Source organism: Corallococcus sp. CA041A, from assembly GCF_003612075.1.
Classification (GTDB): domain Bacteria; phylum Myxococcota; class Myxococcia; order Myxococcales; family Myxococcaceae; genus Corallococcus; species Corallococcus exiguus.
The window spans coordinates 1-13,221 of the sequence record NZ_RAWF01000269.1; the positions used below are offsets into that span (position 1 = coordinate 1).

Consider the following 13,221-nt stretch of genomic DNA (forward strand, 5'->3'; position numbering starts at 1 on the left):
CGCCCACGCTCACCGTCGGAGACCACCAGAGCGAGCCCGCCATCGTCGCCAGCCCGGACACGACGAGCAGCGCCACGTAGTCCCACCACCGGCACGAGCGCTCCACCGCCGTGCCCACCCCCGCGAACACCAGCAGATTGAGGCCCAGGTGCAGGGCGTCCCGGTGCAGGAGGTTGGCCGTCAAAAGCCGCCAGCCCTGCCCCGCGTCCGTCACCAGGGGGCCGGACTTCGCCCCCCAGTGGATCAACGCATCCACTCCGGGTGGGCCTCCGGACGCCACCATGGTGTACAGAATGGCCTGCGCCGCGATCAGCGCTATCGTGAGCCCCGGTATCCTGCCCTCCCCACCCTTTCCGGCCAATCGACCGATGGACAACAGTGCCTCCCTGCCCTTGGGATGGGCGAAAAACCCTGTTGTTCTCGGGGGATACATGGCTTGTCTCGGCAAAGGGCATTCTGCTATAGCTGTACTCGGACCGGACCCGTGCTGAAGCTCATCATCGAAGACGACGAGGGGCGCAAGACCGTTGTTCCCTTCGTGCGCGACGAAATCACCATTGGACGTCAGGAGGGGAACACCATCCGCCTGACCGAGCGAAACGTGTCACGTCGACACGCCCGGCTCGTGCGCCTCAATGGCCACGTCGTGCTCGAAGACCTGGGGAGCTACAACGGCACCCGGATCAACGGAGAACGCGTCGCAGGCCAGCTCCCTCTCAAGGAGGGCGACCTCATCCAGATTGGCGACTACGATCTGGCCTTGCAGGTCGAGGGCGCGGCCAACGCTGCCGCCCCCACTGGCGCCATCACCGCCAAGGTGCCCGCCTCCCGCCGGCCAGAGCCGGAGCCCGAGGAGGAGGACGACGACGAGGTCGCCGGAGGACCCCGTCCCCGCGACACCATGGTGGATGGTGAGGACGAGGCGGAGGAGGACTCCGAGGACGAACACGAGCACACGCCCGTGTCCGCGGAGGCGCGCCGCAACGCCACGTCCATCATCCGCATGGACCAGATGGAGGCGGACCGGCCCCGGCGCGTGGAACGCGTGCCCGAGGACGAGCAGCCCCGGCTGGTGGTGCTCGCCCCCGCTGAGTTCAAGGGCCAGGAGTACGACTGCAACCGCACGGAGCTGCGGATCGGCCGCACGTCGGAGAACGACGTGGCCCTGGACCACCGCTCGCTGTCCCGCACGCACGCGAAGGTCGTGCGCGAGGAGACCGGCGAGTGGCGCGTCATCGACATGCAGTCGGCCAACGGGATGACGGTCAACGGCGAGAGCTACGCGCAGGCGACGCTCTCCCACGGTGACATCATCGAGATGGGCCACGTGAAGCTGCGCTTCGTGGGGCCCGGCTCGCTGGAAGACGACATCGCCGCGCAGGGCCGCTCCGGCTCCAAGAAGATGTGGGTCGCCGCGGTCATCGCGTTCCTGTCCATTGGCGCGGGCGCGGCGATCTTCGTGGTGAAGGGCCAGGACCTGCTGCCCAAGCCGCCGGACGACACGCCTCCCGTGGTCGTCGCGGATCCGCAGCCCATCCCGGAGCCGCCGCCGCAGGCGAAGCCCCCGGACACGAAGTCCCCGGAGACCGTGGCCGCGAACCCGCCCGCGACGCCTGAGAAGCCCCCGGAACCCCCGGCGGATCAGGCCTTCCTGGATGCGCTCCAGGGGGGCAAGTTGAACATCGCCGCCACCGCGCTCGACACGCTCCGCAAGAACAAGGCGCTCCCAGCACCGAAGCTGGAAGAGCTCCAGGCGCGGCTGGACCGGGAGAAGAAGTCGGAGAAGGACCTCGGCGCGACCCGCAAGGCCCTCCTCAAGCCCAATGGGGCCGGTGTCGATGAGGCGACCAAGATCTTCGGCGCCATCCCCACGGACACGGTCTTCGCGAAGGAGCGCAAGGAGCTGAGCGACCAGTTGGACGCCGCGCAGGCTCAGGCCGCGCAGAACGCCCAGATTCCGGAGCCCCCTCCGCAGGACGACCCGGACGCGACCGCCGCCGCGCCCAATAAGTCCAATGAGAAGCCCACGTCCGATTACATGAAGGACATGAAGGCGGCGGACGTGGCCAAGCGGATCGGCGATATCCAGAAGCAGATCCTCACCATGAAGGCCCAGGATCCGGACGGCGCCCAGGAAATCGCCAAGGACTGCGCGTTGCTCGCGCCCAAGGTTCCCGAGTGCCACCTCTTGCTTGGCATGACGTATGCCCAGCTCAAGAAGTTCAAGATGGCCGAGCAGCACTACGAGACGTTCCTGACGCTCACGCCAGAGGGCTATCCAAAGCGCGACCTGGTGATCCAGGCGTTGACCAAGATGACCGGAGCGCCGCCGACCCAGGCGCAAAAGTCCCCCGGCCCGTAGCCTGGCGAGTACCCCCCCGCAGCAATTCCCTCAACCCTGCAGCGAGGAGACGCTGTGCAGATTCGCATCCTGGTAGTTGATGACGAGCAGGACAACTGCGACTACCTCAAGCTCGTGCTGACCCGTGAAGGCTACGAGGTCGTCACCACCACGGACCCCACGCAGACGGTGGACATCCTCCGTGGCTCGGACTTCCACCTCGTCATCCTCGACATGATGATGCCGCAGATGTCCGGCACCGAAGTCCTGGAGCTGATCCGCAAGTACGACACGGACATCGCGGTCATCGTCGCCACGGCGTACCCCACCGTGGACACGGCCGTCGCGTCGCTCAAGGCGCAGGCGTCCGACTACGTGAAGAAGCCCATGGAGCCGGAGCAGTTCACGGCCGCCGTGCGCAACGCGTTGCAGAAGAAGGGCCTGTCCCAGGACCCGGAAGCAGACCTGCACCGCGCCATCGGCCGCACCATCCGCGACGCGCGCAAGACGCAAGAGCTCACGCTCAAGCAGCTGGCCCGCCGCACCGGCCTGTCCGTGTCCCTGCTGTCCCAGATTGAGCGCGCGGAGTCCTCCGCGTCCATCTCGTCGCTCTACAAGATCGCCTCCGCGCTGCAGCTGCGCATGGGCGAGCTGTTCGGCGACACCTAGCGACCGGTGAAACGGGGCGCGCGCTTCTCCAAGAAGGCCGCGCGCCCCTCCTTCGCGTCCTCGCTGCCAAACGCCTCGCCGCGCACCTGACGCAGGTGCGCGACGTCCTCCGGGGACAGCCCGGAGCGCGCCAGCAGCCCGAACGCCTCCTTCATCCCCGACACCGCCTTCGGCGCCCCCGCGGCCAGCGTCCCGCACAGCGCCAGGGCGCGCGCTTCCGCGTCCTCGGGGCACTCATCCAACAAGCCCCATGCGAGCGCCTCCGCCGCCGGCAGCCGGCGCGCGGTGAGGAACAGCTGCTTGGCGCGTGAAAGCCCCACCAGCCGCACCGCCCGCGCCAGCCCCTCCGGCGAGTACACGATGCCCAGCCGGGCCGGAGGCATGAGGAAGAACGCGTCGGAAGCGCCCACGCGGAAGTCGCAGGAGGCCGCCAGGTCGAAGCCCGCGCCCACCGCGCCGCCCTGCACCAGCGCCACCGACGGCGACGGGTGCCGCTCCAGCTTCAGCAGGCACGCCACCAGCGGGTCATCCGGCAGCCGCCCGTCCGCGCCCGGCGGCCCCAGGTGCGTCAAGTCGTAGCCCGCACAGAAGTGCCCGCCCTGGCCGCGCACCAGCAGCGCGCGCACGTGGGCGGCCGGCTCCAGCGCCGCGTCCATCCGGGCCAGCAACGCGTCATTCAGCGCGTTGCGCCGCGACGGGTTGGAGACGGTGAGCACCCGGACACCGCCCTCGCGATCCTCCACCTCCAGCGTGGGCTCCATCGAAGCCCGTGGCTACTCGAGCACCACGAGGACGTCACCCTCGTTGACCGCTTGCGCTTCCTTGCAGCGGATCTCCTTCACCGTGCCGCCCTCTTCGGCCTCCACGGGCATCTCCATCTTCATGGACTCGAGGATGACGAGCGTGGTGCCGGCATCCACCTTGTCGCCCACCTTCACTTCGATCTTCCACACCGTGCCCGTGATGTGCGCCGCAACGTCCGCCATGAACCGTCCCTCCTCGGGGGGGAATACTTAAGGCTTCGCGTGATGATCCAGGAAGTGCGTGTCCAGCTCACCGGCGCTGAAGGCAGGGTCCTTCAGGATGCGCAGGTGGAGCGGGATGTTCGTCTTGATGCCTTCGATGCGGAAGGACTCCAGGGCCTTCACCGCGCGGGCAATGGCCTCGTCGCGCGTGGCACCGGTGATGATGAGCTTGGCGATCATCGGGTCGTAGTTCGGCGTCACCACGTCCCCTTCCGCGTAGCCGGCGTCCAGGCGCACGCCCTCGCCCGTGGGCGGCTGGAACACCTTCAGCGGGCCAGGGGACGGGAAGTACTTCACCGGATCCTCCGCGTAGATGCGGAACTCCAGCGCCGCGCCTTTGCGCTTCACGTCCTCCTGCTTCACCGTCAGCTTCTCACCCGCGGCGATGCGCAGCTGCCAGCCGATGAGGTCCAGGCCGGTGGTCAGCTCCGTCACCGGGTGCTCCACCTGGAGCCGGGCGTTCATCTCGATGAAGTACACCTGCCCGTCGGAGTACAGGAACTCCACCGTGCCCGCGTTGGCGTAGCCGAACGCCTTCGCCGCCTTCACGGCCGCAGTGAAGAGCGTGTCCGCCAGGCCTGAGTTCCGTCCGTTGGCGAACAGCACCGACGGGGCCTCCTCCACCACCTTCTGGTGCCGGCGCTGGATGGAGCACTCGCGCTCCAGGCCGTGGATGAGGTGGCCGTGGGTGTCGCCCAGGATCTGGACCTCGATGTGGCGGGGCGCCGGGAAGTAGCGCTCCAGGTACACGCCCTCGCGGCCGAAGGCGGCCTTCGCGCGGTCCGTGCACTGGCGGTAGACCTTCTCCAGCTCCGCGGGGTTGTTCGCCGCCGCCATGCCGATGCCGCCACCGCCGCTGGCGGCCTTGCACAGCACCGGGTAGCCAATGCGCTCCGCGGCCTCCAGGGCGCTCTGCACGTCCGGCAGCACGCCGTCGCTGCCCGGCACCACCGGCACGCCCGCGGCGGACACCAGCTTGCGCGCCTGGCTCTTGTCCTTCATCCGCGCCATGGCCTCCGGCGGGGGGCCCACGAAGGTCAGCCCCGCGTCCGCGCACGCCTGGGCGAAGTCGCCGTTCTCCGACAGGAAGCCGTAGCCCGGGTGCACCGCCTGGGCGCCCGTCTTCTTCGCGGCCTCCAGGATGGCGGGGATGCTCAGGTAGCTGTCCTTCGCGGGCGCGGGGCCGATGCGCACGGCCTCGTCCGCCTCCTTCACGAAGGGCAGGTTCACGTCCGCGTCCGAGTGCACCGCCACCGTCTTCACGCCCATGCCCCGGGCCACCGCCCCGATGCGACGCGCGATTTCACCCCGGTTGGCGATGAGCAGCTTCTGGAACATGGCAGGCACCCTGGCGTTGCGAAGGGCGGCCAAACTAACCCCCACCCCCTTGACTGACAAGCGTCCGGGCAGTCGCGCAACAGGTCCGTACAGTCCCGTAAATTTGCGGGCTTGCGAGCCCCTGGCGTACCTTGCCCGACGTGAATCCTCCCTCAACAGGAACGCACAGCGTCGTGGACCTGCATGGTGCCCGCCGCGCCCGCCGTCTGGACTTGTACCGGAACCGGCTCAACCAGCGGCAGCAGGACACCCGCTCCAATCTGGTGACGCTCTACGAGGGCGGCACCCTCTTCACGCCCGACGGCACGCAGCAGGGCCGCTCCCTGCTCAAGGCCCTGCAGCTGCTGCAGCGCGCCGGCACCCGCCTGGAGGAGCTCTCCGGCGACGGCCTGCTGCCCGCCCCCAGCGCGTCGGAGCGCATCGACGCGCTCTACGACGAGGTGGACGGACTGTTCACCAAATGCGACCGCCTCACCGGCAGGGGCACGGCGAGCGTCGCCCGCCTCCCCCGCTAGCGTCCCCGCCGCTGCCTGATTACGGCAGCTCCGTCTGGCCCTGGCGGCGCAGGAACGTGGGGATGTCGAACTGATCCTCGTCCAGGGGCAGCGCCGCGTCCTTCACCACGGCCGTGCGCGCGCTCTGCATGGACGACTTGGGCGTCTCCACGGTGGACATGGTCGGACGCGGATTGCCCTTCGCGGGCACCAGGCTGGCCACCTCCTCACGCGAGGAGGACAGCACGGACGGCTGCGTGGAGGGACGGCCCACCAGCGGCACCTGCACCACCTGCGCCATGGGGCGCGCCTTCGCGTCCCGGTGCACGAAGCCCGTGGCGATGATGGTGATCTTCACCTCGTCCTGGATCTGCTCGTCGATGAGCGACCCGAAGATGATCTCCGCCTCGCCGTCCGCCGCGTCGTGCACCAGCGTCAGCGCCTCGTTGACCTCCTGCAGGGTCATGTCGCGGCCGCCGGTGATGTTGATGAGCAGGCCCGTGGCGCCGTCGATGGAGACGTCCTCCAGCAGCGGGCTGGAGATGGCCTGCTGCATGGCGGTGACGGCGCGGCGGTCGCCACAGGCGTTGCCCGTGCCCATGAGCGCCAGGCCCTTGTCGCTCATGATGGTCTTCACGTCCGCGAAGTCCACGTTGATGTAGCCGTGGTACTGGATGAGGTCGCTGATGCCCTGCACGGCGTTGAGCAGGACCTCGTCGGCGCGCTTGAAGGTCTCCAGCAGCGGCATGGGCTCGTTGGAGAGCGACAGCAGGCGCTGGTTGGGGATGGTGATGAGCGTGTCCACCGCGGCCTTGAGCTCCACGATGCCCTGCTCGGCCTGCTTGCGGCGCTTGTTGCCTTCGAAGAGGAAGGGCTTGGTGACGACGCCCACCGTGAGGCAGCCCAGGCTCTTGGCGATGTCCGCGATGATGGGCGCGGCGCCCGTGCCGGTGCCACCGCCCATGCCCGCGGTGACGAAGACCATGTCGGCGCCTTCCAGCACCGCGGCGATCTGATCGCGCGACTCCAGGGCGGCCTCGCGGCCCATCTCCGGGTTGGCGCCGGCGCCCAGGCCCTTGGTGAGCGCCTGGCCCAGCTGCAGCCGGGTGGGCGCCTTGCTCGCGGCGAGCGCCTGGACATCGGTGTTGGCGGCGATGAAGTCCACGCGGTCCAACTTCGACAGAATCATCGTGTTGACCGCGTTGCAGCCCGCCCCGCCCGCGCCCACGACACGAATCTTCGCGGCCTGCTTGTTCTGCTCGAACTGGTCCATGTCGTCCTCGTGGCGGAAGCACCGCGGCGCCGTCCGCGGAAACACCCACCCTCGACAATCATCAGGAAGTCGGGCGCTTTGGCAAGTATTCCGCTACCAGCCTGTAGCGCCCTGCTGCGCGACCGAGTCCTGACGCCCACTTACGCGAATGGCATCAGCGGCCATGCGGACATCGCGCGGATGTAAACACCCTCTTGACTCGCGTTCGCTGACTCGCCGTGACCAGTTGTGCGCGTCTTCCGCGCACGCGTGACGTGACAGGACGGGGCGCGGATGACGAAAAGGCCCGGCTCCCTCGGGGGGAACCGGGCCTTCCGTGTTTCATTCCGTGTCGCGGGTGCTACGGGGCGGGCTTCTCCACTTCCACCTTGCCCATCCGCGTGATGTTGAACTCCACGCGGCGGTTGTTCTCACGGCCCGCGGCCGTCTTGTTGGTGTCCACGGGCTTCGTTTCGCCGAAGCCCTCGGACTCCAGGCGCTCGCCCGCGATGCCCTCGTTCATGAGGAACGTCTTCACGCTGGCGGCGCGGCGCTTGGACAGGTCCAGGTTGGCGGCGTCGTTGCCCTGGCTGTCGGTGTGGCCCTCGACGCGCAGCAGCTCCACCTGCGGGTTGGCGCGCAGCACGGCGGCCACCTGCTTCAGGATGGGGAACGAGCGCGGCAGGATGACGTCCTTGTTCGTGGCGAAGTAGACCTTCTCCAGGATGAGGATGCGCTCGCCCTCGACGAGCACCTTGACCTTGCCCTTGTCCGGGCAGCCGTCCTCGTCATCCACGCCGTTGATGGTCTCCGGCTCGTTGGGGCACTTGTCCGCGACGTCGGGGATGCCGTCCTTGTCGTTGTCCGGATCCGGGCAGCCGTCCTCGTCCTGGAAGCCATCCTTGTCCTCGGGCGCGTTGGGGCACTTGTCGTCCGGGTCCATGATGCCGTCGCCGTCGGAGTCCACCGGCGCGGGCGGAGGCGGCACGGGCTTCGTGTCCGGGCAGCCGTCCTCGTCCTCGAAGCCGTTCACCGTCTCCGGCTCGTTGGGGCACTGGTCGGCCGTGTCCAGGATGCCGTCGCCGTCGTTGTCCGGGTCCGCGCAGCCGTCCTGGTCCTGGAAGCCGTCGAAGTCCTCGGGGCCTTCCGGGCACACCGGCCGGGGCTCCGCGGCGCGCTCCGGGGCGCTGTAGGCCACGGACGCGAGCACGCGGAAGGTCGGCGTGCCGTAGCCGTGCGTGAGGCCCGGGCCCGCGCCCACCTGCGCGGACAGGCCGGTGGGCGCGCGGTACTTCAGGGCCGCGAGCAGTTCCAGGGGACGCTCCTCCTCGTTCTGCTGCTTGAAGCCCATCGCGCCCACCAGCGACGCCTGGGCGGCCAGCGGCAGGTCACCCAGCGGAACCTCCGCGCCCACCCCGTACGCCAGCGCGCTGCCGACGTTCAGGTTGCGCAGCTGCTCCGACTTGCGGATGTCCACGCCCACGTTGGCGAGGATGCGGAAGCGCTTGCCGTACTCCGCCACCACGCGCGGGTTGACGGACACGCCGGACCCGCCGAGGAAGTCCGACGCACCACCCGTGGGCAGCGAGATGGGCAGCACCACGGACACGCCGTAGTCGTCACCGTCCAAGAGCCGCGCCTTCGGGATGAGGCGCAGGTCGCCGATGCCGCCTCCGCCCACCCCGTTGGCGAATGAGGAATCCACGGCCGGCGAGTTCTCCGAGCCCTGGATGGTGATGGGCAGCACGACGCCGATTTCGAACCGGTCGAAGAGGCCGATGGCGCCCATCAGGTCGAAGCCCACCTGGCTCTTCACCAGGGAGGTGACGTACGTGTCCGAGCGGGGGTCGAAGAAGTTGAGCGGCTTGTCGGCGTAGTTGACCGACAGCCCCACGTTCCACCCCAGGTGCCGCTGCACCTTCGCGCCGTGCACCGCGAGCACGTCCGCGATGCCCGGGCCCGGCTTGTACTGCTGCACGTCGATGGCCTGCGACACGGCGGTGGCCTGCGCGTGGGCGGAAGTGCCCGCGAACAAAGCCATGACGAACACCGCCAGCGCCCCACCCGCGCGCGCCAGGAAGTCCCCGGCGCGGCGGAAGCGGCGGCCCACCAGGGGCAGCGCCAGCAGCATCAGCGCGAAGGGCGCCAGCGAACCGGAGCCGCCCGTGTCGCAGCCGTGGCCCACCACCAGGAAGTCATCGTTGGCGTCGAGCGGATCAGAGCCGCCGTTCACTTCCGTGCCGTCGTCGATGCCGCCCTGGTCGGTGTCCTTCATGTTCGGATCCGTCTCCGTGGCGTCACGGCGACCGTCCTGGTTGCGGTCCTCCTCGCCGTCCTTCAGGCCGTCGCCGTCCGTGTCCGGGTTCTTCGGGTCCGTCTTCGTCGACGGATCCGCGTCCGGCTTGAAGTTCGGGGACGACGTGTCGGTGCCCGGCGGAGCGGTCTCCAGCGTGACGCCCATCTCCGTGCCGTCGTTGAGGCCGTCGTTGTCGCTGTCCGGATCGAGCGCGTCGATGAGGCCGTCACCGTCCGTGTCGGTAATCCCGTCGATGCCGTCCGGCACGCCGTCGTCGTCGGAGTCGGCGTCGAACGGATCCATCCCGAGCTCCAGCTCCGTGGCGTTGTCCACGCCGTCGCCATCCGCGTCCTGGTCGTCCGCCGGGTTGAGCGGGTCGGACTCCTGCACGTCCACGCGGCCGTTGTGGTTGCGGTCCTCGACGCCGTCGAGCACGCCGCCCTTGTCGGTGTCGGGGTCGAGCGGGTTGGTCTTGGTGTCGGGGTCCTGATCCGCGACGAACTTCGTCGGGTCGGTGTCCGCGCCCTGGGGCTGGGTGAGGCCCAGTTCCAGACCGTCCGTCAGGCCGTCGCCATCCGTGTCGCTCTTGTTCGGATCCGTCTCGGTCGGGTCCACCTTGCCGTCGTGGTTGGCGTCCTCGTTGCCGTCGGTGAGGCCGTCGTCATCCGAGTCGTCGTCCAGGGGGTTGGTCTTCGTCGACGGGTCCTTGTCCGCCACGAACTTGGACGGGTCGGTGTCGTCGCCCTGGGGCTCGGTCAGGCCCAGCTCCACGCCGTCGGTCAGGCCGTCGCCGTCGGTGTCCGGGTTGTTCGGGTCGGTCTCGTCGGCGTCGACGACGCCGTCGTGGTCCTTGTCCTCGTTACCGTCGAGGATGCCGTCGTCATCCGAGTCGCTGTCGAGCGGATCCGTTCCGCCCACCTTGACCTCGATGCCGTCGGGGATGCCGTCGCCGTCGGTGTCCGGGTTGTTCGGGTCGGTGCCCACGAGGATCTCCTCCTCGTCCGTCAGGCCATCGTTGTCCGAGTCCACCGTGCCCGCCGTGTTGACGGTGAAGGTGGTGGTCGCGGTGGTGCTGTTCGTGCCCGCGCCGTTCGTGGACACCGCCGTGACGGTGTACGTGCCGTCCGCCAGCGGGCCGGGCAGCGCCTGGCTCCAGTTGCCGGAGGCGTTCACGGAGATGGGGCCGTAGTTGGTGCCATTGAACGTCACCGTCACGGACGTGGCGTTCGCGGACGTGCCCGTGACCGTCACGTTGGGGTTGGTGACGGTGGAGCCGTTGACCGGCGAGGTGATGGCCACCGTCGGGGCGGCCGTGTTCACCGTGAAGGTGGAGGTCGCGGTCGTGCTGGTGTTGCCAGCCGCGTCCACCGCCACCGCCGTCACCGTGTAGGTGCCATTGGCCAACGGGCCGGGCAGCGCCTGGCTCCAGTTCCCGGAAGCATCCACTGCGATGGGGCCGTAGTCCGTGCCCTGGAACGTCACGGTCACGCTCGTCGCGCCGCCCGTGGTCGTACCGGTGACCGTCACGTTGGCGCCCACCGTGGAGCCGTTGGCCGGCGTGGTGATGGCCACCGTCGGCGCGGTCTGGTCCACCGTGAAGGTGACGGAGTCGGGCGCGCTCTCGTTGCCGGCCGCGTCCGTGGCCACCGCGGTCACGGTGTACGTGCCGTCCGCCAGCGGGCCGGGCAGCGCGTAGCTCCAGTTACCGGAAGCGTCGACCGCGATGGGGCCGTAGTCCGTGCCCTCGAAGGTGAGCGTCACGGAGGTGGCGCCCACGGAGGTACCCGTGACGGTCACCGTGCTGGAGGCCACCGTCGTGCCGTCCACCGGCGCGGTGATTTCGACTTCCGGATCCGTCAGGTCCACCGTGAAGGTGGAGCTGTCCGGCGTGCTGGTGTTGCCCGCCGCGTCCGTGGACGTGGCGGTCACGGTGATGGGGCCTTCCGGCAGGGTCACCGGCAGCGGGTAGCTCCAGTTGCCCGAGCCATCCACGGGGATGGGGCCGTAGTCCGTGCCGTTGTAGGTCAGCGTCACGGACGTCGCGCCCGTGGACGTGCCCGTCACCGTCACGTTGGGGGTGTTGACCGTCGAGCCGTCCACCGGGGTGCTGATGGCGACGGTCGGCGGGGTCAGGTCCACCGTGAAGGTGGAGGTCGCGGTCGCGCTGTTGGTGCCCGCGCCGTTCGTGGACACCGCGGTCACGGTGTACGAGCCCTCGGCCAAGGGGCCGGGCAGCGCGTAGGACCAGTTGCCGGAGGCGTCCACCGTGACGGGGCCGTAGCTGGCGCCTTCGAAGGTGAGCGTCACGGAGGTCGCGTTGGTCGTCGTACCGGTGACCGTCACCGTGGCGGTGTTCACCGAGGTGCCGTTGCCCGGCGTGCTGATGGCGACCGTGGGGACGGTCAGGTCCACCGTGAAGGTGGAGGTCGCGGTCGTGCTGGTGTTACCCGCCGCATCCGTGGACACCGCGGTCACGGTGTTCGGGCCTTCCGGCAGGGTCACGGGCAGCGCGTAGGACCAGTTGCCGGACGCATCCACGGGGATGGGGCCGTAGTTGGTGCCACCGTAGGTCAGCGTCACGGAGGTCGCGCCCGTGGACGTACCGGTCACCGTCACCGTGTTGGTGCCGATGATGGCGCCGTCGGCCGGCGAGCTGATGGCCACCGTCGGCGCGGTCAGGTCCACCGTGAAGGTGGAGCTGTCCGGCGTGCTGGTGTTGCCCGCCGCGTCCGTGGCCGTCGCGGTCACGGTGTACGTGTCCTCGGCGAGGGGGCCGGGCAGCGCGAAGCTCCAGTTGCCGGAGGCGTCCACGCTGATGGGGCCGTAGCTGGCACCGTCGAAGGTGAGCGTCACGAACGCCGCGTCCGTGGACGTGCCCGTCACCGTCACGTTGGGGGTGTTGAGGACGGCGCCATCGAGCGGCGTGCTGATGGCCACCACCGGAGGCGTCTGGTCCACCGTGAAGGTGGTGGTCGCCGTCGAGCTGTTCGTGCCCTGGGCGTTCGTGGACACGGCAGTCACGGTGTACGTGCCGTCCGCCAGCGGGCCGGGCAGCGCCTGGCTCCAGTTACCGCCGGTCACCGTGATGGGACCGTAGTTCGTGCCCTGGAAGGTGACCGTCACCGTGGTCGCGTTCGCGGCCGTACCGGTCACCGTCACGTTGGGGTTCGTCACTGTGGAGCCGTTGGCCGGCGCGGTGATGGCCACCGTCGGCGCCGCAACCGATACCGTGAAGGTGGAGGAGGCCTGGGTGCTGTTGGTCGTGCCGTTCGTGGAGACCGCGGTCACGGTGTACGTACCGTTGGCCAGCGGGCCCGGCACCGTGTACGTCCAGTTGCCGCCCGTCACCGTGACGGGGCCATAGCTCTGCCCACCCAGCGTGAACGTGACGGACGTCGCGTTCGCCGCCGTGCCAGACACCACCACGTTGGTGGGGTTCGTCACCGTCGAGCCGTTGGCCGGCGCGGTGATGGCCACCGTCGGACCGGCCACCGTGAAGGTGCTGGTCGCGGCCGTGCTGTTCGTGGTGCCGTTGGTGGACACCGCCGACACCGTCTGTGAGCCATTGGCCAGCGGGCCGGGCACCGTGTACGTCCAGTTACCGCCCGTCACCGTGACGGGGCCGTAGCTCTGCCCGCCCAGCGTAAACGTGACGGACGTCGCGTTCGCCGCCGTGCCGGACACCACCACGTTGGTGGGGTTCGTCACCGTCGAGCCGTTGGCCGGCGCGGTGATGGCCACCGTCGGACCGGCCACCGTGAAGGTGCTGGTCGCGGCCGTGCTGTTCGTGGTGCCGTTGGTGGACA

The 13,221-nt window shown here is 69.2% G+C and carries 9 protein-coding genes; 3 read left to right on the forward strand and 6 right to left on the reverse strand.

The features are described 5' to 3' along the window. A partial coding sequence (locus D7V77_RS45100; protein ID WP_233597399.1) for a rhomboid family intramembrane serine protease occupies window positions 1-256 on the reverse strand: 256 nt, incomplete at its 3' end. 228 nt (window positions 257-484) lie between these two features. On the opposite strand from D7V77_RS45100, the gene D7V77_RS34105 reads away from it, so the two are divergent. Then, window positions 485-2,362: an FHA domain-containing protein gene (locus D7V77_RS34105; RefSeq protein ID WP_120580448.1), complete on the forward strand. Its 1,878-nt coding sequence runs from the start codon at window positions 485-487 to the stop codon at window positions 2,360-2,362. A gap of 54 nt (window positions 2,363-2,416) precedes the next feature. Next, a complete protein-coding gene (locus tag D7V77_RS34110; protein ID WP_014398871.1) occupies window positions 2,417-3,010 on the forward strand; it encodes a response regulator in 594 nt (197 codons plus the stop codon). Here the strand turns inward: D7V77_RS34110 and D7V77_RS34115 are convergent. Genes D7V77_RS34115 through D7V77_RS34125 form a run of 3 tightly spaced genes read right to left on the reverse strand, consistent with a single transcriptional unit; the run spans window position 3,007 to window position 5,373 of the window. Continuing rightward, window positions 3,007-3,771, reverse strand: a complete 765-nt coding sequence (locus D7V77_RS34115; protein WP_120580449.1) for an enoyl-CoA hydratase/isomerase family protein — start codon at window positions 3,769-3,771, stop codon at window positions 3,007-3,009. The genes D7V77_RS34110 and D7V77_RS34115 overlap by 4 nt on opposite strands. 12 nt (window positions 3,772-3,783) lie before the next feature. Then, window positions 3,784-3,996, reverse strand: coding sequence for a biotin/lipoyl-binding carrier protein (locus D7V77_RS34120; protein ID WP_014398873.1), 213 nt, complete (start codon window positions 3,994-3,996; stop codon window positions 3,784-3,786). A gap of 27 nt (window positions 3,997-4,023) precedes the next feature. Beyond that, window positions 4,024-5,373 (reverse strand): acetyl/propionyl/methylcrotonyl-CoA carboxylase subunit alpha, encoded by a 1,350-nt coding sequence (locus tag D7V77_RS34125; RefSeq protein ID WP_120580450.1) that lies wholly within the window; start codon window positions 5,371-5,373, stop codon window positions 4,024-4,026. Between the two features lie 173 nt (window positions 5,374-5,546). Between D7V77_RS34125 and D7V77_RS34130 the strand changes: the two genes are divergently transcribed. Further along, window positions 5,547-5,888: a hypothetical protein gene (locus tag D7V77_RS34130; protein ID WP_233597400.1), complete on the forward strand. Its 342-nt coding sequence runs from the start codon at window positions 5,547-5,549 to the stop codon at window positions 5,886-5,888. Window positions 5,889-5,907: 19 nt separating this feature from the next. On the opposite strand, the gene ftsZ is transcribed toward D7V77_RS34130, so the two are convergent. Both ftsZ and D7V77_RS34140 read right to left on the reverse strand, forming a co-directional pair. Further along, window positions 5,908-7,140 carry a cell division protein FtsZ gene (gene ftsZ, locus D7V77_RS34135; RefSeq protein WP_120580454.1) on the reverse strand — a complete coding sequence of 411 codons (1,233 nt, stop codon included), beginning with the start codon at window positions 7,138-7,140 and terminating at the stop codon, window positions 5,908-5,910. A 340-nt stretch (window positions 7,141-7,480) separates the two neighbouring features. Then, a complete protein-coding gene (locus tag D7V77_RS34140) occupies window positions 7,481-13,171 on the reverse strand; it encodes an Ig-like domain-containing protein (RefSeq protein WP_255424687.1) in 5,691 nt (1,896 codons plus the stop codon). Window positions 13,172-13,221 lie beyond the last annotated feature (50 nt).

Coding starts and splice junctions, on each gene's coding strand:
- ftsZ (WP_120580454.1), bottom strand. CDS start 7,140: ATGGACCAGTTCGAGCAGAACAAGCAGGCCGCGAAGATTCGTGTCGTG.
- D7V77_RS34120 (WP_014398873.1), bottom strand. CDS start 3,996: ATGGCGGACGTTGCGGCGCACATCACGGGCACGGTGTGGAAGATCGAA.
- D7V77_RS34115 (WP_120580449.1), bottom strand. CDS start 3,771: ATGGAGCCCACGCTGGAGGTGGAGGATCGCGAGGGCGGTGTCCGGGTG.
- D7V77_RS34125 (WP_120580450.1), bottom strand. CDS start 5,373: ATGTTCCAGAAGCTGCTCATCGCCAACCGGGGTGAAATCGCGCGTCGC.